The organism is Romboutsia lituseburensis, assembly GCF_024723825.1.
Taxonomy (GTDB): Bacteria; Bacillota; Clostridia; order Peptostreptococcales; family Peptostreptococcaceae; genus Romboutsia_F; species Romboutsia_F lituseburensis_A.
In genome coordinates this window covers 2,484,386-2,508,064 of the sequence record NZ_JANQBQ010000001.1, presented here as the reverse complement: position 1 = coordinate 2,508,064, position 23,679 = coordinate 2,484,386, and the positions used below count along the sequence as shown (strand labels likewise).

At 34.2% G+C, this 23,679-nt stretch carries 38 protein-coding genes; all 38 read right to left on the bottom strand.

The window, feature by feature from the left end:
* Nucleotides 1-5: 5 nt before the first annotated feature.
* The 38 genes from NWE74_RS12365 to rpsL all read right to left on the bottom strand — a co-directional run bounded on the left by NWE74_RS12365 (nucleotide 6) and on the right by rpsL (nucleotide 23,406).
* Nucleotides 6-803 carry an energy-coupling factor transporter transmembrane component T family protein gene (locus NWE74_RS12365; protein ID WP_258243338.1) on the bottom strand — a complete coding sequence of 266 codons (798 nt, stop codon included), beginning with the start codon at nucleotides 801-803 and terminating at the stop codon, nucleotides 6-8.
* A complete protein-coding gene (locus NWE74_RS12360; protein WP_258243337.1) occupies nucleotides 797-1,663 on the bottom strand; it encodes an energy-coupling factor transporter ATPase in 867 nt (288 codons plus the stop codon). Before NWE74_RS12360 ends, NWE74_RS12365 begins: the two co-directional genes overlap by 7 nt.
* Complete coding sequence (locus tag NWE74_RS12355) at nucleotides 1,651-2,484, bottom strand: energy-coupling factor transporter ATPase (protein ID WP_258243336.1); 834 nt, start codon at nucleotides 2,482-2,484, stop codon at nucleotides 1,651-1,653. Before NWE74_RS12355 ends, NWE74_RS12360 begins: the two co-directional genes overlap by 13 nt.
* A 291-nt stretch (nucleotides 2,485-2,775) precedes the next feature.
* A complete protein-coding gene (gene rplQ, locus NWE74_RS12350; RefSeq protein WP_092727837.1) occupies nucleotides 2,776-3,117 on the bottom strand; it encodes a 50S ribosomal protein L17 in 342 nt (113 codons plus the stop codon).
* Between the two features lie 20 nt (nucleotides 3,118-3,137).
* Nucleotides 3,138-4,085: a DNA-directed RNA polymerase subunit alpha gene (locus NWE74_RS12345; RefSeq protein ID WP_092727838.1), complete on the bottom strand. Its 948-nt coding sequence runs from the start codon at nucleotides 4,083-4,085 to the stop codon at nucleotides 3,138-3,140.
* 76 nt (nucleotides 4,086-4,161) lie between these two features.
* Nucleotides 4,162-4,785 carry a 30S ribosomal protein S4 gene (gene rpsD / locus NWE74_RS12340; protein ID WP_092727839.1) on the bottom strand — a complete coding sequence of 208 codons (624 nt, stop codon included), beginning with the start codon at nucleotides 4,783-4,785 and terminating at the stop codon, nucleotides 4,162-4,164.
* Between the two features lie 33 nt (nucleotides 4,786-4,818).
* Nucleotides 4,819-5,217, bottom strand: a complete 399-nt coding sequence (gene rpsK / locus NWE74_RS12335; protein ID WP_092727840.1) for a 30S ribosomal protein S11 — start codon at nucleotides 5,215-5,217, stop codon at nucleotides 4,819-4,821.
* A 29-nt stretch (nucleotides 5,218-5,246) separates the two neighbouring features.
* Nucleotides 5,247-5,618, bottom strand: coding sequence for a 30S ribosomal protein S13 (gene rpsM / locus NWE74_RS12330; RefSeq protein WP_092727841.1), 372 nt, complete (start codon nucleotides 5,616-5,618; stop codon nucleotides 5,247-5,249).
* A gap of 151 nt (nucleotides 5,619-5,769) precedes the next feature.
* The gene (gene rpmJ, locus NWE74_RS12325) at nucleotides 5,770-5,883 is read right to left on the bottom strand and encodes a 50S ribosomal protein L36 (RefSeq protein ID WP_002509257.1); all 114 of its coding nucleotides are present in this window, start codon (nucleotides 5,881-5,883) and stop codon (nucleotides 5,770-5,772) included.
* A gap of 34 nt (nucleotides 5,884-5,917) precedes the next feature.
* A complete protein-coding gene (infA, locus tag NWE74_RS12320; RefSeq protein ID WP_092727842.1) occupies nucleotides 5,918-6,136 on the bottom strand; it encodes a translation initiation factor IF-1 in 219 nt (72 codons plus the stop codon).
* Between the two features lie 229 nt (nucleotides 6,137-6,365).
* The gene (map, locus tag NWE74_RS12315; protein ID WP_092727843.1) at nucleotides 6,366-7,112 is read right to left on the bottom strand and encodes a type I methionyl aminopeptidase; all 747 of its coding nucleotides are present in this window, start codon (nucleotides 7,110-7,112) and stop codon (nucleotides 6,366-6,368) included.
* Entirely contained in the window at nucleotides 7,112-7,762 is a 651-nt protein-coding gene (locus NWE74_RS12310) for an adenylate kinase (protein ID WP_092727844.1), read from the bottom strand. The genes map and NWE74_RS12310 overlap by 1 nt, the downstream gene beginning before the upstream one ends.
* Nucleotides 7,763-7,777: 15 nt before the next feature.
* Nucleotides 7,778-9,046 carry a preprotein translocase subunit SecY gene (gene secY, locus NWE74_RS12305; RefSeq protein WP_258243334.1) on the bottom strand — a complete coding sequence of 423 codons (1,269 nt, stop codon included), beginning with the start codon at nucleotides 9,044-9,046 and terminating at the stop codon, nucleotides 7,778-7,780.
* A gap of 44 nt (nucleotides 9,047-9,090) precedes the next feature.
* A complete protein-coding gene (gene rplO / locus NWE74_RS12300; protein ID WP_258243333.1) occupies nucleotides 9,091-9,534 on the bottom strand; it encodes a 50S ribosomal protein L15 in 444 nt (147 codons plus the stop codon).
* 35 nt (nucleotides 9,535-9,569) lie between these two features.
* Nucleotides 9,570-9,755, bottom strand: coding sequence for a 50S ribosomal protein L30 (gene rpmD, locus NWE74_RS12295; protein ID WP_092727847.1), 186 nt, complete (start codon nucleotides 9,753-9,755; stop codon nucleotides 9,570-9,572).
* Nucleotides 9,756-9,769: 14 nt separating this feature from the next.
* Entirely contained in the window at nucleotides 9,770-10,279 is a 510-nt protein-coding gene (gene rpsE, locus NWE74_RS12290; RefSeq protein ID WP_258243332.1) for a 30S ribosomal protein S5, read from the bottom strand.
* A 26-nt stretch (nucleotides 10,280-10,305) separates the two neighbouring features.
* The gene (rplR, locus tag NWE74_RS12285; RefSeq protein WP_258243331.1) at nucleotides 10,306-10,674 is read right to left on the bottom strand and encodes a 50S ribosomal protein L18; all 369 of its coding nucleotides are present in this window, start codon (nucleotides 10,672-10,674) and stop codon (nucleotides 10,306-10,308) included.
* 38 nt (nucleotides 10,675-10,712) lie between these two features.
* Nucleotides 10,713-11,255 (bottom strand): 50S ribosomal protein L6, encoded by a 543-nt coding sequence (gene rplF / locus NWE74_RS12280; protein ID WP_258243330.1) that lies wholly within the window; start codon nucleotides 11,253-11,255, stop codon nucleotides 10,713-10,715.
* Nucleotides 11,256-11,287: 32 nt separating this feature from the next.
* The gene (rpsH, locus tag NWE74_RS12275; RefSeq protein WP_258243329.1) at nucleotides 11,288-11,686 is read right to left on the bottom strand and encodes a 30S ribosomal protein S8; all 399 of its coding nucleotides are present in this window, start codon (nucleotides 11,684-11,686) and stop codon (nucleotides 11,288-11,290) included.
* Nucleotides 11,687-11,718: 32 nt separating this feature from the next.
* A complete protein-coding gene (locus NWE74_RS12270; protein WP_021127555.1) occupies nucleotides 11,719-11,904 on the bottom strand; it encodes a type Z 30S ribosomal protein S14 in 186 nt (61 codons plus the stop codon).
* Between the two features lie 47 nt (nucleotides 11,905-11,951).
* Nucleotides 11,952-12,494, bottom strand: coding sequence for a 50S ribosomal protein L5 (gene rplE / locus NWE74_RS12265; RefSeq protein ID WP_092727852.1), 543 nt, complete (start codon nucleotides 12,492-12,494; stop codon nucleotides 11,952-11,954).
* 25 nt (nucleotides 12,495-12,519) lie between these two features.
* On the bottom strand, nucleotides 12,520-12,825 hold the full coding sequence (rplX, locus tag NWE74_RS12260; protein WP_092727862.1) for a 50S ribosomal protein L24: 306 nt from the start codon (nucleotides 12,823-12,825) through the stop codon (nucleotides 12,520-12,522).
* A gap of 23 nt (nucleotides 12,826-12,848) precedes the next feature.
* On the bottom strand, nucleotides 12,849-13,217 hold the full coding sequence (rplN, locus tag NWE74_RS12255; protein ID WP_092727853.1) for a 50S ribosomal protein L14: 369 nt from the start codon (nucleotides 13,215-13,217) through the stop codon (nucleotides 12,849-12,851).
* A 26-nt stretch (nucleotides 13,218-13,243) separates the two neighbouring features.
* Nucleotides 13,244-13,498, bottom strand: a complete 255-nt coding sequence (gene rpsQ, locus NWE74_RS12250; protein WP_042278258.1) for a 30S ribosomal protein S17 — start codon at nucleotides 13,496-13,498, stop codon at nucleotides 13,244-13,246.
* 24 nt (nucleotides 13,499-13,522) lie between these two features.
* Complete coding sequence (gene rpmC / locus NWE74_RS12245; RefSeq protein ID WP_042278256.1) at nucleotides 13,523-13,726, bottom strand: 50S ribosomal protein L29; 204 nt, start codon at nucleotides 13,724-13,726, stop codon at nucleotides 13,523-13,525.
* A 1-nt stretch (nucleotide 13,727) separates the two neighbouring features.
* Entirely contained in the window at nucleotides 13,728-14,159 is a 432-nt protein-coding gene (gene rplP / locus NWE74_RS12240) for a 50S ribosomal protein L16 (protein WP_258243328.1), read from the bottom strand.
* A gap of 33 nt (nucleotides 14,160-14,192) precedes the next feature.
* Entirely contained in the window at nucleotides 14,193-15,029 is an 837-nt protein-coding gene (gene rpsC, locus NWE74_RS12235) for a 30S ribosomal protein S3 (RefSeq protein WP_258243327.1), read from the bottom strand.
* Nucleotides 15,030-15,051: 22 nt separating this feature from the next.
* The gene (gene rplV / locus NWE74_RS12230; protein ID WP_092727856.1) at nucleotides 15,052-15,387 is read right to left on the bottom strand and encodes a 50S ribosomal protein L22; all 336 of its coding nucleotides are present in this window, start codon (nucleotides 15,385-15,387) and stop codon (nucleotides 15,052-15,054) included.
* Between the two features lie 31 nt (nucleotides 15,388-15,418).
* A complete protein-coding gene (rpsS, locus tag NWE74_RS12225; protein WP_092727857.1) occupies nucleotides 15,419-15,700 on the bottom strand; it encodes a 30S ribosomal protein S19 in 282 nt (93 codons plus the stop codon).
* Nucleotides 15,701-15,735: 35 nt separating this feature from the next.
* Nucleotides 15,736-16,566, bottom strand: a complete 831-nt coding sequence (gene rplB / locus NWE74_RS12220; RefSeq protein ID WP_092727858.1) for a 50S ribosomal protein L2 — start codon at nucleotides 16,564-16,566, stop codon at nucleotides 15,736-15,738.
* 30 nt (nucleotides 16,567-16,596) lie between these two features.
* The gene (gene rplW / locus NWE74_RS12215) at nucleotides 16,597-16,887 is read right to left on the bottom strand and encodes a 50S ribosomal protein L23 (protein ID WP_092727863.1); all 291 of its coding nucleotides are present in this window, start codon (nucleotides 16,885-16,887) and stop codon (nucleotides 16,597-16,599) included.
* Nucleotides 16,888-16,889: 2 nt separating this feature from the next.
* Nucleotides 16,890-17,513, bottom strand: coding sequence for a 50S ribosomal protein L4 (gene rplD, locus NWE74_RS12210; RefSeq protein WP_092727859.1), 624 nt, complete (start codon nucleotides 17,511-17,513; stop codon nucleotides 16,890-16,892).
* Nucleotides 17,514-17,541: 28 nt separating this feature from the next.
* Nucleotides 17,542-18,171 (bottom strand): 50S ribosomal protein L3, encoded by a 630-nt coding sequence (rplC, locus tag NWE74_RS12205; RefSeq protein ID WP_258243326.1) that lies wholly within the window; start codon nucleotides 18,169-18,171, stop codon nucleotides 17,542-17,544.
* A gap of 93 nt (nucleotides 18,172-18,264) precedes the next feature.
* A complete protein-coding gene (gene rpsJ, locus NWE74_RS12200) occupies nucleotides 18,265-18,576 on the bottom strand; it encodes a 30S ribosomal protein S10 (protein WP_092727861.1) in 312 nt (103 codons plus the stop codon).
* A gap of 410 nt (nucleotides 18,577-18,986) precedes the next feature.
* Nucleotides 18,987-20,180: an elongation factor Tu gene (gene tuf / locus NWE74_RS12195; RefSeq protein WP_258243318.1), complete on the bottom strand. Its 1,194-nt coding sequence runs from the start codon at nucleotides 20,178-20,180 to the stop codon at nucleotides 18,987-18,989.
* 83 nt (nucleotides 20,181-20,263) lie between these two features.
* Complete coding sequence (gene fusA / locus NWE74_RS12190; protein WP_258243325.1) at nucleotides 20,264-22,330, bottom strand: elongation factor G; 2,067 nt, start codon at nucleotides 22,328-22,330, stop codon at nucleotides 20,264-20,266.
* Nucleotides 22,331-22,386: 56 nt separating this feature from the next.
* Entirely contained in the window at nucleotides 22,387-22,857 is a 471-nt protein-coding gene (gene rpsG / locus NWE74_RS12185; protein WP_092727865.1) for a 30S ribosomal protein S7, read from the bottom strand.
* A gap of 126 nt (nucleotides 22,858-22,983) precedes the next feature.
* The gene (rpsL, locus tag NWE74_RS12180; protein WP_092727866.1) at nucleotides 22,984-23,406 is read right to left on the bottom strand and encodes a 30S ribosomal protein S12; all 423 of its coding nucleotides are present in this window, start codon (nucleotides 23,404-23,406) and stop codon (nucleotides 22,984-22,986) included.
* Nucleotides 23,407-23,679 lie beyond the last annotated feature (273 nt).

Here is a 23,679-nt window from a genome sequence, read left to right as displayed (position 1 = left end):
CCTCTTTATATAAATCTCGTAGCTATAATTATAACCAAATATATAGCCAGTATACTACTTGCTACATAGTCTATCTTACTAATTACAGCTTCTTTCATTTTAGTTCTATTGTACCCACCTCTATAGCATCTAGCTTCCATCGCCATAGCAAGCTCATCAGCTCTCCTAAATGCACTTACAAACAAAGGTACTAATAGTGGAACTAAATTCTTAGCTCTACTTATAAGATTTTTACTTTCAAAATCTGCACCTCTTGACATTTGAGCTTTCATTATTTTATCTGTTTCATCTAATAGAGTAGGTATAAATCTTAAAGCTATTGTCATCATCATAGCTAATTCGTGTACAGGTAGTCCTACTCTTCTCAAAGGGTTTAAAAGCCTCTCTATACCATCAGTAAGCTCTATTGGTGATGTAGTTAAAGTTAGTATAGATGTACCAACTACTAAAAATACTAATCTAACTGCCATAAATATAGCCTGTTCTATTCCCTGTCTAGTTATAGATAAAAAACCAAACGACCAAATAGGATCTCCTGGTAAAAAGAATATATTTATAACAAAAGTAAATAATATTATCCATCTAAGCGGCTTTATCCCCTTTATAATATACTTCATAGGTATATTAGATAACTTTACTACAGAAATTAGTGCTAATAAAACTACTGCATATGGCCAAAACTTATTTATTATGAATAATGAAATCATAAAAACAAAAGTGGCTATAAGTTTCACTCTAGCATCTAATTTATGAATAGCAGAGTTAGACGGATAATACTGTCCTATAGTAATATCTTTTAACATTTTTTTCTTCCTCTCATAATTCTTAATATTTCTTCTTTGGCTTCATCTATAGTTAATACATCTTCTTTTATATCAAATCCTCTATCTCTTAATTTCATAGTTAATTCTAGTACTTGAGGTATATCTAAGCCTATTTCTTTAAGTCTAGATGTATTAGAATTAAAAACGTCTCTAGGAGTGCCCATAAATTCTATTTTACCATGATTCATTACTATTAATGTTTTAGCCATCTTAGCCATATCATCCATACTATGAGAGGATAAAATTATAGTCATATTTTTTTCTTTATGAAGTTTTTTTATAAGATCAAATATTTCATCTCTTCCACCAGGATCTAAACCAGCAGTAGGTTCATCTAATATTAATACTTCTGGATTCATAGCTATAACTCCCGCTATGGCAACTCTTCTTTTTTGACCTCCTGATAATTCAAACGGAGATTTATCTTTAAATGCCTCATAATCTAATCCCACTGCTGCCATAGATGATTTAACCCTTAAGTTTATCTCTTCGGCCTCTAAGCCTAAATTAGAAGGTCCAAAGGCTATATCCTTTTCTATTGTTTCTTCAAACAACTGATATTCTGGATATTGAAATACAACTCCTACCCTTTTTCTTATATCTGTCAGGTTTAAAGTTGGATCAGTTATATCAAAATCATTTATATATATTTTTCCAACATGAGGTTTTAATATTCCATTAAGATGTTGTATTAAAGTAGACTTCCCAGATCCTGTATGACCTATTAGTCCTACGAAATCTCGATCCTTAATCTCAAATGAAATATCATCTAATGCTTTACTTGCAAAAGGCATACCTTCATTGTAAATATGAGTTAAATTCTTTACTATAATTGACATAATTTCATCACCATCTCATCTACAGTTAATATATCACTGCTTATATTTAGCCCTTCCTCTTTTAATAAACTTGACAGTTCTGTCATACAAGGAACATCTAATCCTATTTGCCTTAATAAATCTATCTTACTAAATACTTCTCTAGGTGTACCCTCAAGCAATTTTCTTCCTTTATCCATAACTATAACTCTATCAGCTTCCACTGCCTCTTCCATAAAGTGAGTTATATGAAGTGTCGTAATATTTTCTTCTTTGTTAAGTCTTTTTATAGTCTTCATTACTTCTTTTCTACCTGATGGATCTAGCATAGCTGTAGCTTCATCAAATATTATACATTTAGGCTTCATTGCAATAATACCCGCAATCGCAACCCTTTGCTTCTGTCCTCCAGATAATAAATGAGGTTGTCTATCTCTTAACTCATACATTCCTACACTTTTAAGAGATTCTTCTACCCTTTTTCTAATATCCTCAGGAGATATTCCTAGATTTTCTGGTCCAAAGGCTACATCTTCTTCAACAATAGTTGCAACTATTTGATTATCAGGATTTTGGAAAACCATTCCCGCTGTTTGCCTTATATCCCAAAGTTTGTCTTCCTCTCGAGTGTCTAATCCATCAATAAGAATATTACCTTCACTCGGAAGCAATATAGCATTTAAATTTTTAGATAACGTAGATTTACCTGAACCATTATGCCCTATTATAGCTACGAATTCGCCCTCTTTTACGTCTAGCGTTAAATTATCTATCGCTTTAAGCGAACTCTCTTCTGTGAGATACTCAAAAGAAACTCCATTAACCTTTATTATATCTTTCATTAATTTACTCCTTTAGTAAATAGTATAAAAACTATTTATACTTATTTTAGTTAATAACTAAGCTTCATATAATAGCTGTAAAAAATCATTTTAAATAGTATTATACCATAGTTTTTCATAAATTTCATAATTCGTTAGGATACAAATTACTATATAATTTTTACACATTTAAACATATATAAGTGTAAATTAATTTTAATTTTACATATAAGTAAAAGAACGCTTAATCATTTATATTTTATATTTAAACATAAAAAAAGGACTAAGCTATAAAGCTTAATCCTTATCATACTATACTAGTTCTATAAAAGCCATTTCAGCAGCGTCGCCTTTTCTTGGTCCTTTTTTGATTATTCTAGTATATCCACCGTTTCTCTCAGCATACTTTGGAGCTATTTCAGTGAATAAATTGTTTACTACAGTTTCATCCATAACATAAGCTAAAACTTGTCTTCTAGCATGAAGATCTCCTCTTTTACCAAGAGTTATCATCTTTTCTGCCATTCTCTTAGTTTCCTTCGCTCTAGTTACTGTAGTTTCTATTCTTCCGTTTCTTAGTAAATCAGTTACTAAGTTTCTTAACATAAGGTTTCTGTGAGCTGTTTCACGTCCTAATTTACGGTAAGTAGCCATACTATCCCTCCTTTTTGCTATTATTCTTCGCTTGGTTTAAGACCTAGTCCAAGTTCTTCTAACTTTTGGATAACCTCTTCTAGAGATTTCTTTCCTAAGTTTCTAACTTTCATCATATCGTCCTCAGATTTATTAGCTAATTCTTCAACTGTATTGATTCCCGCTCTCTTTAAACAGTTGTATGATCTAACTGATAAATCTAATTCTTCTATAGTCATTTCAAGAACTTTTTCTTTTTGATCTTCTTCTTTTTCTACCATTATCTCAACATTGCTTACATGCTCTGTTAAGTCTATGAATAGATTTAAATGTTCAACTAAAACTTTGGCTGCAAGAGATATTCCTTCTTGAGGATTTATACTTCCATTAGTCCAAACGTCTAGTACTAATTTGTCATAATCTGTTTTTTGACCTACTCTTGTATTTTCTACATGGTAGCTCACTTTTTCAACAGGAGTATATATTGAGTCTACAGGTAAAACACCTATAGGCATATGCTCTGTTTTGTTTTCTTCAGCAGAAACATAACCTCTACCTTTATCTACAAATATTTCCATATTAAACTTAGCATTTTCATCTAGCGTAGCTATCTTTAAATCCTTGCTTAATATTTCAACATCAGGAGGACATATTATGTCTGATCCCGTGATAGTGCATGGACCTTGAGCTTCTATTTTAAGTGTTCTACTTCCTTCACCATCTATAGTAGCTGAAAGTTCTTTTAATGCTAATATTATTTCTGTAACGTCTTCTTTTACACCTGGTACTGTAGAGAATTCATGAAGAACTCCATCTATTTTTATAGAGTTAACTGCAACACCTGGTAAAGAAGATAATAATATTCTTCTTAAAGCATTACCTATAGTTATGCCATAGCCTCTTTCTAGAGGCTCTATGACAAACTTTCCATATCTATAGTCTTCGCTAAGTTCGATTATATCTACTTTTGGTTTTTCTATTTCTATCATGGACAAAACCCTCCTTCAAATTTATTAATCCACTGAGGGTAAACAAAATCTTAAAATAAATTTTAAAATATGCTTATTACTTAGAGTAAAGCTCTATGATTAAGTGTTCTGCTATTTCAAGATCTATATCTTCTCTTGATGGATTAGCAACAACCTTAACTGTCATTTCTTCTACGTTAGCTTCTAACCATTTAGGAGCTATTCTTGTATTGTTTTCTACTAAAGCTTTGAATTTAGCAGATGATTTTGATCTTTCTTTTACTGTTATAACATCACCAGGCTTAACTGTTATAGAAGCTATATCAGCTTTGTGTCCGTTTAATAAGAAGTGACCGTGTCCTACTAATTGTCTAGCTTCTTTTCTAGATGAAGCTAATCCCATTCTGTAAACAACGTTGTCTAATCTTCTTTCTAATAGACTTAATAAGTTTTCCCCTGTTATACCAGCCATCTTTTCAGCACGCTCGTATAAGTTTCTGAATTGAGTTTCTAAAACTCCGTATATTCTCTTAACTTTTTGCTTTTCTCTTAATTGTAATCCATAGTTAGAAACTTTCTTTCTTCCTTGTCCATGTTGTCCTGGAGCATAGTTTCTCTTAACTATAGCACATTTATCAGTGTAACATCTGTCACCTTTAAGGAATAATTTCATTCCTTCTCTACGACATTGTCTGCATGATGCACCTGTGTATCTTGCCATGTCTTTGCACCTCCTAATTTACTAATTATATAATTATACTCTTCTTCTTTTTGGTGGTCTACATCCATTGTGAGGAATTGGAGTAACGTCTTTTATCATAGTTACTTCTAATCCTGTAGCTTGTAATGCTCTTATCGCAGCTTCTCTTCCTGAACCTGGTCCTTTTACGAATACTTCTACAGTTTTTAAACCGTGTTCCATTGCAGCCTTAGCAGCTGTTTCAGCAGCCATTTGAGATGCGAATGGAGTCGCTTTTCTTGATCCTTTGAATCCTAATTGTCCTGAAGATGCAGCAGATATAGCATTTCCATGAACATCAGTTAAAGTTATTATTGTATTGTTGAAAGTTGATTGTATATGTGCTTGTCCACGTTCTATGTTTTTACGTTCTTTTCTTCTAACACGTGTAACTTTCTTTTTTGGTTTAGCCATTGTTTTCCCTCCTATCTAATTATGATTTATTACTTCTTCTTCTTACGAGATACAGTTTTTCTAGGACCTTTTCTAGTTCTAGCGTTAGTCTTAGTTCTTTGTCCTCTTAGTGGAAGACCTTTAGCATGTCTCATACCTCTGTAACATTTTATATCTCTTAATCTCTTTATATTTAAAGCTATCTCTCTTCTTAAGTCACCTTCAACTAAGAAATCACTATCTATTATCTTTCTTAGGTCGTTAACTTGTTCTTCAGATAAGTCTTTTATTCTTACATCAGGATTTATCTCAGCTTTAGCTAATATTTCGTTAGCAGTTGCTTTACCTATACCATATATATAAGTTAAAGCTATTTCCGCTCTTTTTTCTCTAGGTAAATCTACCCCAGCTATTCTTGCCATTAATTCGCACCTCCTACACTTAGTTTTTAGTGTTAAAATCTTAATTAATATTCAATCCGAAATCAGATTTGTTTACGTATTTAATACGTTTCGTTAACATCACAATTTAATATTATACTATATATGTTAACAAATTGCTAGTAATAATTTATTATCCTTGCTTTTGCTTATGCTTTGGATTTTCACAGATAACCATTACTTTACCTTTTCTTTTTATTACTTTACATTTTTCACATATTGGTTTTACTGATGGTCTTACTTTCATTGTTAATCCCTCCTTAGACTAATATTAAAATAGTCTACTTCTTACGCCAAGTGATTCTTCCTCTTGTAAGATCATACGGAGAAAGTTCTACATTCACCTTATCACCTTCAAGAATTCTTATGAAGTTCATTCTTAGCTTTCCAGATAAGTGACATAATACTTCATGTCCATTTTCTAACTTTACTTTAAACATAGCATTAGGTAAGTTTTCAGTAACTGTACCTTCTAGTTCTATAACATCTTTTTTGGCCATTAATTAACCAAACCTCCATTTCAATAAGTTAAATCATTTGATCTAACTTAGTAAGTTGAGCTCTTAAAATATCTGTACATTTGTCAGATTCTATACTGTCCTTAATTTCATTATTAACAACATTATATCTTCATAAGTGCTTAACTTTTCTTAGTTTAGGTTTTTCAAGTGGTTTTTCAACTTGACCTTATACGTAATTATTTAATAGCACTTTTCACTTTTTCAAAGATTATAACGCTGATAATATCAGTGGTTCATCTTCAGTGATCGCTATTGTGTGCTCATAATGAGCTGATTTTTTGCCATCTATAGTGACAATGGTCCATCCATCAGCTAATGTTTTAACGTGATATTTACCAGCGTTAACCATAGGCTCTATAGCTAAAACCATTCCTTCTTGAAGTCTTGGTCCTTTGCCGGCTGGTCCATAGTTAGGTATTTGTGGATCTTCATGAAGTTCAGTTCCAACTCCATGACCTACTAAATCTCTAACTACTGAGAAACCATGTTTCTCAACGTGTGCTTGTATTGCATGTGAGATATCAGATAATCTATATCCTAGTTTAGCAAATTTTATGCCTTCATAGAAGCTTTCTCTAGTTACTTCTATTAATTTCCTATCTTCTTCAGATATTATTCCTACTCCATGAGTTCTCGCAGAGTCTGAATGATATCCTTTATAATAGGCTCCTACATCTAAACTTATAATGTCGCCTTCTTTTAAAATCTTCTTCCCAGGTATTCCATGAACTACTTCTTCATTAATAGAAGCGCATATCGAACCTGTGAATCCGCCATAACCTTTAAAAGATGGTATCGCATTATATTTTCTTATATTCTCTTCAGCTATTTTATCTAACTCTAAAGTAGATATTCCCGGAGTAACAGCTGCTTTTAGAATTTCATGAGTTTCTGCAACTATTTTACCTGCTTCTCTCATTAGTTCTAATTCTTTTTTTGATTTCAATGTAATCATTATTTTTCACTTCCTAGAGCATTTACTATATCTTCAAATACCTTATCTATTGATTGTTGACCATTTATGTTAGCTATTATACCTTGAGTACTATAATAATCAACTAATGGTTTTGTTTCATCAAGATAAACTTGTATTCTCTTAGATACAGTCTCTTCTGTATCGTCTGCTCTTTGGTATAACTCTCCTTGGCATACGTTACATACTCCTTCTACTTTAGGAGGATTAAACTCAACATGGTACGTTGCACCGCAAGATTTACATATTCTTCTTCCTACAGCTCTTCCAACTAATATACTCTTATCAACTTCGATATTAACTACCTTGTCTAAAGATATATTAACTTGGTTTAGAAACGCATCCAAGTGTTCAGCTTGAGCAACATTTCTTGGGAATCCGTCTAACATAAATCCATTCTTACAGTCATCTTGAGATACTCTGTCTGTAACTAAACCTACAGTTAACTCGTCTGGAACTAATAATCCTTGATCTATGTATTCCTTAGCTTTCTTTCCAAGCTCTGTTCCTTCTTTTATATTCTTTCTGAATATATCTCCTGTTGATATATGAGGTATGTTGTATTTTTCTACTATACCTGCAGCCTGTGTACCTTTACCAGCACCAGGAGGTCCAAGTAATATTATTCTCATATTATCATCTCCAAATTATTTTAAGAAACCTTGATAGCTTCTCATAACTAAATTTGATTCTAACTGTCTCTTAAGCTCTAAAGCTACTCCAACAACTATTAGTAATGAAGATCCAACTAATGTAATGTTAAGTTTCATAAAGAACATAACTATTGCTGAAACCATAACTATACCTGCTAAGAATAAAGCACCAGCTAGAGTCAATCTTGATAATATTCTATTTAAATAATCTATAGTAGGTTTTCCTGGTCTTATACCTGGTATAAATCCACCATTATTTTTCATATTATTTGCTATATCTTCTGTATTAAATGATACAGTCGTATAGAAATAAGAGAAGAATACTATCAACAGAACTTCAAGCGATCTATATATCCAAACTCCCGGAGATCCCATTGGATTTAAGTAAGTTTGAACAAACGTTTGAGCATCTGCACCCATGAACATTGCTATTGTTTGAGGGAATGCTAAAAGTGAACTAGCGAAAATTATAGGTATAACTCCCGATTGATTAACTTTCATTGGTATATGAGAACTTTGTCCTCCATACATTTTTCTTCCTACAACTCTTTTAGCGTATTGAACTGGGATTTTTCTAGTAGCTTCTTGTATATATGTAACTGCTGTTATTGTTAAAAGTATTACCACTACTAACAGTAAGGCTGCCCATATCGCTACTTTTCCTTCTTTTATTAAGTTAGCAGTCGATATAATATCTACTGGTATTCTTGAGATAATACCTATAAATATTATTATAGAACTTCCGTTACCAAGACCTTTCTCAGTAATTTTGTCCCCTATCCACATTAATAACATACTTGCTGATACTAATGTTAAAATAACTGTAACTATAAAAAATACACTATTCGATTTTAAAGCACCTCTTACAACCCCTAGCGTAATCGCTATGGCTTGAACAAATGCTAATGCTAGTGCTACGTACTTAGTGTACTTGTTGATTTTTTTCTTACCTTCTTCACCAGATTTTTGAAGTTCTTCCAAACTTTCAAAACCGACAGTCAGAAGTTGCATTATGATAGATGCTGTTATATACGGTCCTACTCCTAAAGCAAATAACGTGAAGTTACTAAAAGCTCCTCCAGTAAACATATTATATAGGGAAAGTAGACTATTGTCGCCTACCATCGCCCTTATATAATCTGTATTGACTCCAGGAACAGGTATCGTTGCACCTATCCTAAATACTACAATCATCATCAAAGTATATAATATTTTTCTTCTTACATCTTTAAGCTTCCAAGCTTGTTTTAATTTTGACAGCACGTTAAACCACCCCGCCTATAATGGCTAAGAGTTAGCAGATTAGATTAAACTAATTCTGCCTTTCCTCCAGCTTTTTCTATTTTTTCTTGAGCTGAAGCAGTAAACTTAGCAGCCTTAACTGTTACAGCTTTTTCTAAGTTTCCTTCGCCTAAGATCTTAACGCCGTCTTTTTCTATCTTGCTTATAACTCTAGCAGCTTTTAAAACTTCAGCAGTTATTTCTGTTCCGTTTTCAAATCTGTTTAAAGTCTCTACATTAACTTCTGTGTAAACCTTCTTGAATATGTTGTTGAATCCTCTCTTTGGAAGTCTTCTTGCAAGTGGCATTTGTCCACCTTCGAATCCAACTCTAACTCCACCACCTGAACGAGACCATTGTCCTTTTTGTCCACGTCCTGCAGTTTTACCTTGTCCAGTTGCAGTACCTCTACCTAATCTTCTCTTAGCTCTTACTGCACCTTTAGCAGGTTTTAACTCATGTAACTTCATGGATTGCACCTCCTCTTATTGCTCGTTTTTAAATATTACTCAGCTATTTCAGTAACTTCTACTAAATGCTTAACTTTATTTATCATCCCTCTTGTTTGGGCATTATCTTCTTTAACAACTACTTGTTCTCTTTTTCTTAATCCTAACGCTTCAACGTTCTTTTTTTGGTTAGGAGTAGTTCCTATTGTACTTCTAACTAATTTTATTTGTAATTTAGCCATTTTTCACTACCTCCTTACCCTAGTAAATCTTCAACTTTTTTACCTCTTAATTTAGCTATATCTTCAGCTGTCTTAAGAGAGTTAAGTCCTTCTATTGTAGCATTTACCATGTTTCTTGGGTTGTTAGTTCCTAATGATTTAGCTCTAACATCTGTTAATCCAGCTAACTCAAGTACGGCTCTAGCAGGTCCCCCAGCTATAACTCCTGTACCTTGCTTAGCAGGCATTATTAATATTTTTCCAGCTCCGAAGTGTCCGTGTACTTCGTGAGGAATTGTTGTACCAACCATTGGTACGTTTATAAGATTCTTTTTAGCATCTTCTACTGCTTTCTTTATAGCGTCTGGTACTTCCATTGCTTTACCAGTACCTATACCAACGTGTCCGTTTTCATCTCCAACAACTACTAACGCTGCAAATCTGAAGTTTCTACCACCTTTTACAACTTTAGTAACACGTCTTACTTCAACAACTTTTTCTTTTAAGTCAAGTTGTCTTGCGTCTATAAGTTTACGACGTAACATGTGCATTTCCCTCCTTTGTTTCTTAATTAGAATTTAAGTCCAGCTTCTCTAGCACCTTCAGCTAATTCTTGAACTCTACCGTGATATAAGTATCCACCTCTGTCGAATACAACTTCAGTGATTCCTTTTTCTACAGCTTTCTTAGCGATCATTTCTCCAACTTTTTTAGCTGCTTCTTTATTTCCTGTGTTGCTAACAGCACCTTTTATCTCTGCATCTAAAGAAGAAGCAGAAACAACAGTAACTCTGTTAGTGTCATCTATTATTTGAGCGTATATATTATTAGCACTTCTAAATACACATAATCTTGGTCTTTGAGTAGTTCCAGTTATCTTTCTTCTAACTCTCTTATGTCTTTGAAGTCTATTAGCATTTTTATCAGCTTTCTTTATCACAAGGCTCACTCCTTTCTAGCATTTAAGTTTGGTATTTATTACTTCTTACCAGTTTTACCTTCTTTACGTCTTACAACTTCACCAGCGTATCTTATACCTTTACCTTTGTATGGCTCTGGCTTTCTCCAGTCTCTTATCTTAGCAGCGTAGTTCCCTACTAATTGCTTATCGATACCTTTAACTACTAACTCAGTTTGGTTAGGAGATTCTACTGTTATACCTTCTGGATCTTCCATTTCTACTGGATGAGAGTATCCTAAGTTCATAACTAATTTCTTTCCTTGCTTTTGAGCTCTGTATCCAACACCAACTAATTCTAATTTCTTTTCGAATCCGTTAGTAACACCCACTACCATATTATCTATTAAAGTTCTAGTTAATCCGTGTAATGCTCTGTGTTGCTTGTTGTTTGTTGGTCTTTCAACAGTTATAGTATTTTCTTCTTGATTTATCTTCATTGCACCATCAAATTGCTTAGTTAAAGTTCCTTTAGGTCCTTTTACAGTAACTAAGTTTCCTTCAGCTATAGTAACTTCTACACCTGCTGGTACAGTTATTGGCTTAACACCTATTCTTGACATAGTCTCGCACCTCCTTACATTGTTCGTTTATATTACCAAACGTAGCAGATTACTTCTCCACCAACATTTTCTTTTCTTGCTTGCTTATCAGTTAATATTCCTTTTGAAGTAGATATTACTGATATACCTAATCCGTTTAATACCTTAGGTATTTCTTGCTTAGCAGCATAAACTCTCATACCAGGCTTAGATATTCTCTTTAATCCTGTTATAACTCTTTCTCCTGCTTGTCCGTACTTTAATTGTATTCTTATTATTCCTTGCTTTCCATCTTCTATAACATCGTAACCTCTAACGAAACCTTCTTCTAATAAGATTCTAGCTAATTCTTTCTTCATATTAGAGGCAGGAACGTCAACAGTTTCATGCTTAACTACATTAGCATTTCTTATACGAGTTAGCATATCTGCTATTGGATCTGTCATTGTCATATTGAAACCCTCCTTCCATTTTAAACAAGTTTTTACCAGCTTGCTTTTCTAACACCAGGTATTTGACCTTTATAAGCTAATTCTCTAAAGCATATACGGCATATACCAAATTTTCTTAAAACTGAATGTGGTCTACCACATATAGTACATCTAGTGTATTCTCTAGTAGCGTACTTTTGCTTCTTTTGTTGTTTTACAACCATTGCTTTTCTAGCCACTCGGAATCCCTCCTTTGTCTTAGCTTAGAAAATGACCTTTTCTAAGCTTACTTAGAAAACGGCATTCCTAATAATTTTAATAATTCACGTGCTTCTTCGTCAGTCTTTGCAGTCGTAACGAATATTATATCCATTCCTCTTACTTTGTCTACCTTATCGTATTCTATTTCAGGGAATATTAATTGTTCTTTAACACCTAAAGCGTAGTTTCCTCTACCATCGAAAGCGTTAGGATTAACTCCTCTGAAGTCTCTAACTCTTGGTAAAGATACAGATACTAACTTGTCCATGAAGTAGAACATTTTGTCAGCTCTTAATGTAGTTTTAGCACCTATTGGCATACCTTCTCTTAATTTGAAGTTCGCAACAGATTTTCTTGCTTTAGTTGTAACAGGCTTTTGTCCAGATATTATTTCCATCTCTTCAACAGCCTTTTCTAATCCTTTTGGATTTTCTCTAGCGTCACCTATACCCATGTTTATAACTATCTTTTCTAACTTAGGTATTTCCATAACGTTTTTGTATCCAAATTTCTCCATTAAAGCAGGAGCAACTTCTTTCATGTATTTTTCTTGTAATCTAGAAGCCATTTAAGGTCCCTCCTTTCAAGCTATATTATATTTCTTTTCCGCTCTTTACTGATACTCTAACTTTTTTACCATCTTTCATTTCAACTCTAACTCTTGTTCCTTTTCCTGTTTCAGGATCAAGTGGCATTACGTTAGATATGTGAATTGAAGCTTCTTTGTTTACTATTCCACCTTGTGGGTTCATAGCGTTTGGCTTTTGGTGTTTAGTTATTACGTTTACACCTTCAACTAATACTCTATTAGCCTTAGGGAAAACTTTTAAAACTGCACCTTTTTTACCTTTATCTTTACCTGCTATAACAACAACAGTATCACCTTTTTTAACACGCATCATGTCCTATTGCACCTCCTTAATTATAGTACTTCTGGAGCAAGAGAAACTATTTTCATGAAATCATTATCTCTTAACTCTCTAGCAACAGGCCCGAATATACGAGTTCCTACTGGAGTCTTGTCGTCTTTTATTATAACTGCAGCATTATCGTCGAACGCTATATAACTTCCGTCTTTACGTCTTACGCCTTGCTTAGTTCTTACTATAACAGCTTTAACAACTTTACCTTTTTTTACAACTCCACCAGGTGTTGCACTTTTAACAGTAGCAACTATTACGTCGCCTATGTTACCATATCTTCTTTTACTTCCGCCTAGTACACGTATACATAGTATTTCCTTAGCACCAGAGTTATCAGCAACTCTTAAACGTGTCTCTTGTTGTACCATATCGTAATCCCTCCTTTTCCAAAAAACTACTTAACTTTCTCAACAACTTCAACTAGTCTGAATCTCTTATCCTTTGATAAAGGTCTAGTTTCCATTATTTTAACTTTATCTCCGATGTTACATACGTTTTGTTCATCATGAGCCTTGAACTTCTTAGTTCTCTTTACTGGCTTATTGTATAATGGGTGACGTACGAAATCTTCAACTGCAACAACTATTGTTTTATCCATCTTGTCGCTTACAACACGGCCTATTCTAACTTTTCTTCTTCCTCTTTCCATGGTTAAAAAGCCTCCTTTCCCAAATTAAGCTCTAGTTTCGTTTAACTTTCTTTCAGCAAGGATAGTCTTAACTCTAGCTATATCCTTTTTAACGAATTTTATTCTAGCTGTATTTTCTAATTGACCAGTAGCTAATTGGAATCTTAAGCTAAATAATTCACTTTTGAAGTCATTTAACTTGTTCATTAGCTCTTCGCCTGTTAAATCTCTTAATTCTTTAGCTTGCATCCTATTCACCACCCTTTACTTCTAAATCTTCACGCTTCACAAATTTACATTTAACTGGTAATTTGTGCATCGCAAGTCTCATTGCTTCTCTAGCTTTATCTTCAGAAACACCTGCTAATTCGAACATAACTCTCCCTGGCTTAACTACCGCTACCCAGTATTCTGGAGATCCTTTACCAGCACCCATACGAGTTTCAGCTGGCTTTCTTGTTACCGGCTTATGAGGGAATATTTTTATCCAAACTTTTCCCCCTCTTTTTATAGATCTAGTCATAGCTATTCTGGCAGCTTCTATTTGATTAGAAGTTATCCAAGAGGCTTCTAAAGCAACTAAACCGAACTCACCATAAGTAACTGTGTTACCTTTTTGAGCTTTACCAGCCATGCTTCCTCTATGAACTCTACGACGCTTTACTCTCTTTGGCATTAACATGAGAATTTCCTCCTTCCTCGAACCTTATTAATATTAATTTCCTTTGTTTTCAGTTCTTTGAGGTCTTGATCCTTGAGGTCTTTGTCCTTGAGGTCTTGCTCCTCTGTTGTTAGTTCCTCTATTATCATTTCCTCTTCTATCGTTTCTTCTGTTATCTCTTCTATCGTTTCTCTTGTTATCTCTTCTATCGTTTCTTCTGTTGTCTCTTCTATCTTCTCTTGGGTTTACACCGTTTCTAGTTGGTAATACTTCACCGTTACATATCCAAACTTTTATACCAGTTTTCCCGTAAGTAGTGTTAGCTTCTGCGAAACCATAGTTTATATCAGATCTTAATGTTTGTAAAGGTACATTTCCTTCGCTGTATCCTTCAGTTCTAGCCATTTCTGCTCCACCTAATCTTCCTGATGCAGAAACTTTTATCCCTTTAACACCTGACTTCATAGCTCTTTGTATAGCTTGCTTCATAGCTCTTCTGAAAGCAACCCTTCTTTCTATAGCTAAAGCTATATTTTCTGCTACTAATTGAGCATCTTTATCTGGGTTTCTTACTTCAACTATGTTAACTATTACAGTCTTCTTAGTCATTTTTTCTAATTCAGCTTTTAAAGCATCTATTCCAGCACCAGCTCTCCCTATAACTACACCTGGCTTAGCAACGTGTAAATCTAGTTTCATCTTGTTTGCTGATCTTTCTATTTCTATTTTCGCAACTCCTGAAGAGTAAAGTCTATTCTTTAAGAATTTACGAACATTGTGGTCTTCTAATAATAAGTTTCCGAACTCTTTCTTATCACTTACGAACCATCTAGAGTCCCAATCTTTTATAACACCGACTCTCAGCCCGTGTGCATTAACTTTTTGACCCATTATTTTCCCTCCTATCTATAAATTATTTTCTTTCTTTTAGAACAACCTCTATATGAGAAGTTCTTTTTCTTATCATAGTTGCACGTCCCATAGCTCTAGGCATGAATCTCTTCATTGTTGGCCCTTGATTTGCAACAACTGATTCTATATATAAATTTTCAACATCCATTTCGTGGTTGTTTTCAGCGTTTGCTTTAGCAGATTTAACAACTTTAGCTATTATTGAAGCCGCTCCTCTTGGAGTGAACTTTAATATTGCTAATGCTTCATCAACATTCTTTCCTCTAACAAGGCTACAGATTTGTCCTGCTTTTCTTGGTGATACACGTACATATTTAGCAGTAGCTTTTGCTTCCATTTGCTATTCCTCCTTCCTTAGTCAGAAATTATTATTTTCTCTTATTAGATTTTTCATCGTCCTTGTGACCTTTGAAAGTTCTTGTAGGAACGAATTCACCTAACTTATGTCCAACCATGTCTTCTGTTATGAAAACAGGCACATGTCTTCTTCCATCATGAACAGCTATAGTATGTTCTACCATTTGAGGGAATATAGTTGAAGTTCTTGACCAAGTCTTTATAACTTCTTTATTTCCAGCAGCGTTCATTGCATCTATCTTCTTTAAAAGTCTCGCATGGACGAAAGGTCCTTTTTTAGTTGATCTTGACATTTAAATTCCTCCTTTCCGAGTGAAAAGTAAATCTATTACTTAGTTCTTCTTGATACTATTAACTTATCAGAAGCTTTGTTTTTCTTTCTAGTTTTGTATCCAAGAGCTGGTTTACCCCATGGAGTAACTGGTGAAGGTCTACCTATTGAAGTTCTACCTTCCCCACCACCGTGTGGATGGTCACAAGGGTTCATTACAGAACCTCTAACAGTAGGTCTTATACCCATATGTCTTTTTCTACCTGCTTTACCTATAACAACGTTACCGTGTTCTATGTTACCAACTTGTCCTATAGTAGCTTTACAGTCTATAGAAACGAATCTCATTTCTCCTGATGGTAATCTTAATAAAGCTTTCTTTCCTTCTTTAGCCATTAATTGAGCAGAAACTCCAGCAGATCTAACTAATTGAGCTCCTTTTCCTGGCTTTAATTCTATATTGTGTATTACTGTACCTACTGGCATATCCTTTAATGCTAATGCATTTCCTGGCTTTATGTCAGCTGTTGGTCCAGATAATATTGTATCTCCAACGTTCATTCCAACAGGAGCTAATATATATCTCTTTTCACCATCTGCATAGTGTAATAAAGCTATGTTAGCAGTTCTGTTTGGATCGTATTCAACAGTAGCAACCTTAGCAGGTACTCCGTCTTTATTTCTTTTGAAATCTATTATTCTATATTTTCTTCTGTTTCCTCCACCTCTGTGACGAACAGTTATTTTTCCGTGTGCATTTCTACCAGAGTTCTTCTTTAAAGAAACTAAAAGAGATCTTTCTGGTTGATTGCAAGTTATTTCATCAGAAACTAAAACTGTCATTTGTCTTAAGGCAGGAGAAGTTGGTTTAAACTTTTTTATAGCCATCTGTTTTCCCTCCTTCGTTTAGTAGGATAATTACATTCCTTGGAAGAATTCTATTTCTTTACTATCAGCAGTTAATTTAACCACTGCTTTCTTAAAGCTTGCAGTTCTTCCTTCATGTCTACCCATTCTCTTAACTTTTCCATCGTAGTTTAATGTGTTAACTTTTTCTACATTAACTCCGAATATAGCTTCTACAGCTTTTTTTATTTCAGTTTTGTTAGCATCTTTAGCCACAACGAAAGTATATTTCTTGCTAGCCATTTCTAACATACTTTGCTCAGTTACAACTGGCTTCTTTATTATATCATGTGGATTAGTCATCATTATGCGTACACCTCCTCCACTTTTTTAACAGCGTCTGTAGTTATTACGAATGAATCGTATTTTAATATATCATAAACGTTTATAGTGTTAACTGTAGCAGTTGCAACACCTTCTATGTTAGCAGCTGATTTTATTACGTTAGTATTGTTTTCAGCAGTTACTACTAAAGCTTTCTTTCCAGCGTTTATGTTCTTTAATATTTGAGCGAATTCTTTAGTCTTAGGAGCTTCCATTGTTAAAGCATCTAATACTATTATTTCTCCATTTTGTACTTTTGAAGATAAAGCACTCTTCATAGCTAATCTTCTTACCTTTTTAGGTAATGTGTAGCTGTAGTTTCTTGGCTTAGGTGCAAAAGCAACTCCTCCACCAACCCATTGTACAGCTCTTATAGAACCTTGTCTAGCTCTACCTGTTCCTTTTTGTTTCCAAGGTTTTCTTCCGCCACCTCTAACTTCTGCTCTAGTTTTAGCAGATTGAGTACCTTGTCTCTTGTTTGCTAATTGGTTTTTAACAACCTCATATAAAACATGTTCATTAACTTCTACGTTGAATATAGAATCTACTAATTCTATTTCTCCAACATTTTGTCCATTAATATTTAATACATTTAATTTTGGCATCGTGCTTCCTCCTTTCTTAGGTTAGTCATTATTTAGAAGACTTAACTGCTTCCTTTATAGTTACTACTGAACCTTTAGGTCCTGGTATAGCACCCTTAACTAATATAAGGTTCTTATCAGCGTCTACTTTAACAACTTCTAAGTTTTGAACTGTAACTTTAACGCTACCCATGTGTCCAGCTAATTTTTTGTTTTTGAAAACTCTACCAGGGAAAGAACAAGCTCCCATTGATCCTGGTCTTCTGTGGTATCTAGAACCGTGAGATTCAGGACCTCTAGATTGTCCATGTCTTTTTATTGGACCTTGGAATCCCTTACCTTTACTTGTTCCAGTTACATCTATTTTTTCACCTGCAGCGAATAAGTCAGCTTTTATTTCTTGTCCAACTGTGAATTCTTCTACAGAATCTACTCTAAATTCTTTTAAGTGTTTCTTTAATACGTTAGCAGCAGCTAAGTGACCTTTTTGAGGCTTGTTTAAAGATTTCTCTTTAGCATCTCCGAAACCTACTTGTACTGCAGTGTATCCGTCTTTCTCAACTGTTTTTATTTGAGTTACAACGTTTGGTCCTGCCTCAACAACTGTTACAGGTATTACTATACCTTCTTCAGTGAATATTTGAGTCATACCTAATTTTTTTCCTAATATTCCTTTCATATTAGCACCTCCTATAATTCTTACAGCGGATTATACATATTTATATAATCATTCTAAGATAGTTACCTTATAGGATCATATCTTAGGTTGCTATTATAACTTTATTTCTATATCAACACCAGCTGGTAAGTCTAATCTCATTAAAGAGTCAACTGTTTTAGGTGTTGGGTTAGCTATGTCTATTAATCTCTTGTGAGTTCTTATTTCAAATTGCTCTCTAGAGTCTTTATACTTATGCACAGCTCTTAATATAGTTACAACTTGCTTTTCTGTTGGTAATGGCACAGGTCCTGAAACTTGTGATCCAGCCTTTTTAGCAGTTTCAACTATTTTCCCAGCTGAAAAATCTAATAATTTGTGGTCATATGACTTTAATCTTATTCTTATTTTTTCATTGTTAGCCATTGTAATTTCCCTCCTTTATCGCACGTTTATCTTATATGTTACGCGCGACTTATGCCGATACACTGCTCCGGGTGTGTTGTAAATTTACATTCGACATTAGGTCGCTCCTAACTAAGATTTAGTTTTTTTACTTCGTATCTCTCAAGCACACTATTATATTTTATATCATTATTTACATTTTTTCAAGTTTTTTTTATAATTTTACAAAATTTATTTTTTTATGTAAAACTTAGTTCCAAACTCGACTTGTTTCTCTATCAAAGCACTAACTTAGTATATAAAATTTGAACGCAATTGTCAACGAAATATAGCTAGTATATTATTACTATTTAGTATTTTTTTTCATAATACAAAAAAAGAGGGGTTATCCCCCTCTTTTTATCTATTGATTAATCGTATATAATCGAAGATTATTCAACTATAGAAGCAACAACACCTGATGCTACTGTTCTTCCACCTTCTCTTATTGCGAATCTTAATCCTTCTTCAACGCATATTGAGTTTATTAACTCAACTTGCATAGTTACGTTATCTCCTGGCATTACCATTTCTATTCCATCTGGTAATTTACAAGCTCCTGTAACGTCAGTTGTTCTAAAGTAGAACTGTGGTCTGTATCCATCAAAGAATGGAGTATGTCTTCCACCCTCTTCTTTTTTAAGAACGTATACTTCTGCCATGAATTTTGTATGTGCTTTAACTGTTCCTGGCTTAGCTAATACTTGTCCTCTTTCGATTTCGTTTCTTTGTACCCCTCTTATTAATGCTCCTATATTATCTCCAGCTTGTGCTTGATCTAATAATTTTCTGAACATTTCTACTCCTGTTACTACCATTTTTCTTGGCTCTTCAGATAAACCTACTAATTCAACTTCATCTTGAACCTTTAATACTCCTCTTTCTACTCTACCTGTAGCAACTGTTCCTCTTCCTGTTATAGAGAATACGTCTTCTACTGGCATTAAGAAGTCTTTATCTACATCTCTTTCTGGAGCTGGTATATATTCATCTATTTGATTGAATAAATCTACTATCTTATCTCCCCACTCTGAAGCTGAATCTTGTAATGCCATTAAAGCAGATCCTCTTACTATTGGAGTATCATCTCCTGGGAATTCGTACTCATTTAATAAGTCTCTAACTTCCATTTCAACTAACTCTAATAATTCTTCATCGTCTACCATATCACATTTGTTTAAGAATACTACTATGTATGGTACACCAACTTGTCTTGATAATAATATATGCTCTCTAGTTTGAGGCATTGGTCCATCTGTTGCTGAACAAACTAATATAGCACCGTCCATTTGAGCAGCTCCTGTTATCATGTTCTTAACGTAGTCAGCATGTCCTGGGCAGTCAACGTGAGCATAATGTCTGTTTGGAGTTTCATATTCAACGTGAGCAGTAGAGATTGTGATCCCTCTTTCTCTTTCTTCTGGAGCTTTATCTATGTTAGCAAAGTCTACAGCTTCTCCTAATTGATATCTATCGAATAATGTTTTTGTTATTGCTGCTGTTAATGTAGTTTTACCGTGGTCAACGTGACCTATTGTTCCTATATTAACGTGTGGTTTATTTCTTTCAAATTTAGCTTTAGCCATTTTGAAATACCTCCCTATATATATTTATGTAAGACAGAGTATTTACTCCGTCTTACTTATTATACTATTTTATTTAAAAATTATTATTTTCCTTCAGCTATTTTCTTAGCAACTGAAGCTGGAACTTGCTCGTAGTGGTCGAATATCATTGTGTAAGTTGCACGACCTTGAGTAGATGATCTTAACTCAGTAGAGTATCCGAACATTTCTGAAAGTGGAACGAATGCATTTATAACTTGTGCACCAGATCTAGCTTCCATACCTTGTATTAAACCTCTCTTAGAGTTTAATCCACCCATAACGTCTCCCATGTAATCTTCAGGAGTAACAACTTCTACTTTGAAGTAAGGCTCTAACAGTACAGCATTTCCTTTTCTTAAAGCTTCTTTCATAGCCATTGAACCAGCCATTTTGAATGCCATTTCTGATGAATCGACTTCATGGTAAGAACCATCGTATAATTCAACAGCAACGTCAACAACTGGGAATCCAGCAACTACACCAGATGCCATAGCACCTTGTATACCTGCATCAGTTGGTCCAACATATTCTTTAGGTACAGATCCACCAACAGTTTTGTTTTCGAACTTGTAACCAGCACCTGGTTCTTGAGGGTTAACTCTGATCTTAACGTGACCGTATTGTCCTCTACCACCTGATTGCTTAGAATACTTGTATTCTATATCAACTGGTTGAGTTATAGTTTCTCTATAAGCAACTTGAGGAGCTCCAACGTTAGCTTCAACTTTGAATTCTCTTAATAATCTATCAACTATTATCTCTAAGTGTAATTCACCCATACCTGATATTATAGTTTGTCCTGTTTCTTCATCAGTTCTAACTCTGAAAGTTGGATCTTCTTCAACTAATTTTTGAAGAGCAACACCCATTTTTTCTTGAGCAGCTTTTGACTTAGGCTCTATAGCAACAGATATAACTGGCTCAGGGAATTCCATAGTTTCAAGTACGATTGGATGACCTGGATCACATAAAGTATCTCCAGTAGTAGTATCTTTTAATCCAACAGCTGCAGCTATGTCTCCTGCATATACTTCAGTTATTTCTTCTCTAGTATTAGCATGCATTTGTAGTATACGTCCTAATCTCTCTCTCTTATTCTTAGTAGCGTTTAGAACGTAAGATCCACTTGATATTACTCCAGAGTAAACTCTGAAGAATGCTAACTTCCCAACGAATGGGTCAGTCATTATTTTGAATGCTAAAGCTGAGAATGGTTCTTCATCAGATGAATGTCTTTCTGCTTCTTCACCATCTTCTAATATACCTTTTATAGAAGCTATATCAGTTGGAGCTGGTAAGTAATCAACAACACCATCTAATAATAACTGAACACCTTTGTTCTTGTAAGCAGAACCACAGAATACTGGGTTAAGTTCACATGCTATAGTAGCTTTTCTTAGAGCAGCCTTTATTTCTTCAACAGTGAATTCTTCACCTTCAAGATATTTCATCATTAACTCTTCATCAGTTTCAGCAACAGCTTCTACAAGCTTTTCTCTCCACTCTTGAGCTAATTCTTTCATATCTTCTGGTATATCTGTTTTTATTATTTCTACTCCTAAGTCGTCTTTGTATATGTGAGCACACATTTCTACAAGGTCAACTTCACCTTCTAACCAGTCTTCTTTACCTATTGGTAATTGAACTGGAACTGCATTAGCAGCTAATCTATCTTTCATCATAGCTACAACATTGTAGAAGTCTGCACCCATGATGTCCATTTTATTTACGAATGCCACTCTAGGTACTCCGTAGTTATCAGCTTGTCTCCATACGTTCTCAGATTGAGGTTCAACCCCACCTTTAGCACAGAATACTGCAACTGAACCGTCAAGAACTCTTAGAGATCTTTCAACCTCAACTGTGAAATCGACGTGTCCTGGTGTATCTATTATGTTTATTCTATGGTCTTTCCAAGCAGCAGTAGTAGCAGCAGAAGTTATTGTTATACCTCTCTCCTTCTCTTGCTCCATCCAGTCCATTTGAGAAGCTCCTTCGTGAGTTTCTCCTATTTTATGAGTTTGCCCTGTATAGAATAGGATTCTTTCTGTAGTAGTAGTTTTTCCTGCATCTATATGAGCCATGATTCCTATATTCCTAGTTCTTTCTAAAGGAAACTTTCTAGCCATGGTTCTCCTCCTTATGATATCCCTTTTTTATTAAAGGTATCTTTATATCCTACTAATTAGAATCTGTAATGAGCAAATGCTTTATTAGCTTCTGCCATTTTATGTGTATCTTCTTTCTTCTTAACTGAAGCTCCTGTATTGTTAGCAGCGTCCATTATCTCTTTAGATAACTTCTCAACCATACCTTTTTCTCCACGAGCTCTAGTGTAATTTACTAGCCATCTTAAACCTAAAGTTTGTCTTCTTTCAGGTCTAACTTCAACTGGTACTTGGTAGTTAGCTCCACCAACTCTTCTAGCTTTAACTTCTAATACAGGCATTATGTTTTCCATAGCTTTGTTGAATACTTCTAGAGCATCTTCACCTGTTTTTTCAGCTATTACAGCGAAAGCATCATAAACTATCGCTTGAGACTTTCCTTTTTTTCCATCTATCATTAAATTATTTATTAACTTAGTAACCACTTTACTTCCGTATAATGGATCTGCTAATACTTCTCTCTTTGGAACATTACCTTTTCTTGGCATTTTGCTTCCCTCCTTAATTATTAAATCTTAAATCATAGGTACTCGACATAATTTAAATGCCGTGATGCCATAAATATCTATATATATATTTAAAGCACCGCACATATAATCAATTGTTAGTTTTTACTATTTCTTTGCAGCTTTAGGTCTCTTAGCACCGTACTTAGATCTAGCTTGCATTCTCTTATCAACACCTGCTGTATCTAATGTACCTCTAAGTATGTGGTATCTAACCCCTGGAAGGTCTTTTACTCTTCCTCCTCTTATAAGAACAACACTATGCTCTTGTAAGTTATGGCCTTCACCTGGTATATAAGCAGAAACTTCTATTCCGTTTGTTAATCTAACTCTCGCAACTTTTCTTAAAGCTGAGTTAGGTTTCTTAGGAGTAACTGTTTTTACTGAAGTACAAACTCCTCTTTTTTGTGGAGCACTTGCATCAGTTATTTTCTTGTGTAAAGAATCATATCCTTTTTGTAATGCTGGAGCAGTAGATTTTTTTTCTATTGCTTGTCTTTTTTTACGAACTAATTGGTTAATCGTTGGCATGACATGCACCTCCTTTTTAAAAATTTCGATCTTGATGACCGCCAACTACATCAATATGATTATCATATTGAGTATACATAGTAACTTTCGTTACTTTACAATTAAATGTCTATTAACACACAATCAATGTGGTTTTAGCTCTTTGCAGTTTGGTGCCTGCTAGTTCTTAACTATTTATTAAAAGTCAATTTAAAAGCCACTAAGAACTATTAAGCTCTTAGTCGACTTTCAATTGCACACTTTTACATTTTATCACCAGAGATAATCTCTGTC

Coding starts and splice junctions, on each gene's coding strand:
- NWE74_RS12365 (WP_258243338.1), bottom strand. CDS start 803: ATGTTAAAAGATATTACTATAGGACAGTATTATCCGTCTAACTCTGCT.
- NWE74_RS12360 (WP_258243337.1), bottom strand. CDS start 1,663: ATGTCAATTATAGTAAAGAATTTAACTCATATTTACAATGAAGGTATG.
- NWE74_RS12355 (WP_258243336.1), bottom strand. CDS start 2,484: ATGAAAGATATAATAAAGGTTAATGGAGTTTCTTTTGAGTATCTCACA.
- rplQ (WP_092727837.1), bottom strand. CDS start 3,117: ATGGCTACTTACCGTAAATTAGGACGTGAAACAGCTCACAGAAACCTT.
- NWE74_RS12345 (WP_092727838.1), bottom strand. CDS start 4,085: ATGATAGAAATAGAAAAACCAAAAGTAGATATAATCGAACTTAGCGAA.
- rpsD (WP_092727839.1), bottom strand. CDS start 4,785: ATGGCAAGATACACAGGTGCATCATGCAGACAATGTCGTAGAGAAGGA.
- rpsK (WP_092727840.1), bottom strand. CDS start 5,217: ATGGCTAAACCAAAAAAGAAAGTTACACGTGTTAGAAGAAAAGAACGT.
- rpsM (WP_092727841.1), bottom strand. CDS start 5,618: ATGGCAAGAATAGCTGGGGTAGATTTACCTAGAGAAAAAAGAGCGGAA.
- rpmJ (WP_002509257.1), bottom strand. CDS start 5,883: ATGAAAGTAAGACCATCAGTAAAACCAATATGTGAAAAATGTAAAGTA.
- infA (WP_092727842.1), bottom strand. CDS start 6,136: ATGGCCAAAAAAGATGTTATAGAACTAGAAGGTACAGTTACTGAAAAC.
- map (WP_092727843.1), bottom strand. CDS start 7,112: ATGATTACATTGAAATCAAAAAAAGAATTAGAACTAATGAGAGAAGCA.
- NWE74_RS12310 (WP_092727844.1), bottom strand. CDS start 7,762: ATGAGAATAATATTACTTGGACCTCCTGGTGCTGGTAAAGGTACACAG.
- rplO (WP_258243333.1), bottom strand. CDS start 9,534: ATGAAGTTACATGAGTTAAAACCTGCTAAAGGTGCAGTAAGAGCTAAG.
- rpmD (WP_092727847.1), bottom strand. CDS start 9,755: ATGGCTAAATTACAAATAAAATTAGTTAGAAGTACAATAGGAACTACT.
- rpsE (WP_258243332.1), bottom strand. CDS start 10,279: ATGTTACGTCGTAAACTTATAGACGCAAGACAACTTGACTTAAAAGAA.
- rplF (WP_258243330.1), bottom strand. CDS start 11,255: ATGTCAAGAATAGGTGTTAAGCCAATAACTGTACCAGCAGGTGTAGAA.
- rpsH (WP_258243329.1), bottom strand. CDS start 11,686: ATGACAATGACAGATCCAATAGCAGATATGCTAACTCGTATAAGAAAT.
- rplE (WP_092727852.1), bottom strand. CDS start 12,494: ATGGCTTCTAGATTACAAGAAAAATACATGAAAGAAGTTGCTCCTGCT.
- rplX (WP_092727862.1), bottom strand. CDS start 12,825: ATGCGTGTTAAAAAAGGTGATACTGTTGTTGTTATAGCAGGTAAAGAT.
- rplN (WP_092727853.1), bottom strand. CDS start 13,217: ATGGTACAACAAGAGACACGTTTAAGAGTTGCTGATAACTCTGGTGCT.
- rpsQ (WP_042278258.1), bottom strand. CDS start 13,498: ATGGAAAGAGGAAGAAGAAAAGTTAGAATAGGCCGTGTTGTAAGCGAC.
- rpmC (WP_042278256.1), bottom strand. CDS start 13,726: ATGCAAGCTAAAGAATTAAGAGATTTAACAGGCGAAGAGCTAATGAAC.
- rplP (WP_258243328.1), bottom strand. CDS start 14,159: ATGTTAATGCCAAAGAGAGTAAAGCGTCGTAGAGTTCATAGAGGAAGC.
- rpsC (WP_258243327.1), bottom strand. CDS start 15,029: ATGGGTCAAAAAGTTAATGCACACGGGCTGAGAGTCGGTGTTATAAAA.
- rplV (WP_092727856.1), bottom strand. CDS start 15,387: ATGGAAGCAAAAGCTACTGCTAAATATGTACGTGTATCACCAAGAAAA.
- rpsS (WP_092727857.1), bottom strand. CDS start 15,700: ATGTCAAGATCAACTAAAAAAGGACCTTTCGTCCATGCGAGACTTTTA.
- rplB (WP_092727858.1), bottom strand. CDS start 16,566: ATGGCTATAAAAAAGTTTAAACCAACTTCTCCTGCCTTAAGACAAATG.
- rplW (WP_092727863.1), bottom strand. CDS start 16,887: ATGACTAATCCACATGATATAATAAAGAAGCCAGTTGTAACTGAGCAA.
- rplD (WP_092727859.1), bottom strand. CDS start 17,513: ATGCCAAAATTAAATGTATTAAATATTAATGGACAAAATGTTGGAGAA.
- rplC (WP_258243326.1), bottom strand. CDS start 18,171: ATGAAAGGAATATTAGGAAAAAAATTAGGTATGACTCAAATATTCACT.
- rpsJ (WP_092727861.1), bottom strand. CDS start 18,576: ATGGCTAACAATGAAAAAATAAGAATAAGATTAAAGTCATATGACCAC.
- tuf (WP_258243318.1), bottom strand. CDS start 20,180: ATGGCTAAAGCTAAATTTGAAAGAAATAAACCACACGTTAATATAGGA.
- fusA (WP_258243325.1), bottom strand. CDS start 22,330: ATGGCTAGAAAGTTTCCTTTAGAAAGAACTAGGAATATAGGAATCATG.
- rpsG (WP_092727865.1), bottom strand. CDS start 22,857: ATGCCAAGAAAAGGTAATGTTCCAAAGAGAGAAGTATTAGCAGATCCA.
- rpsL (WP_092727866.1), bottom strand. CDS start 23,406: ATGCCAACGATTAACCAATTAGTTCGTAAAAAAAGACAAGCAATAGAA.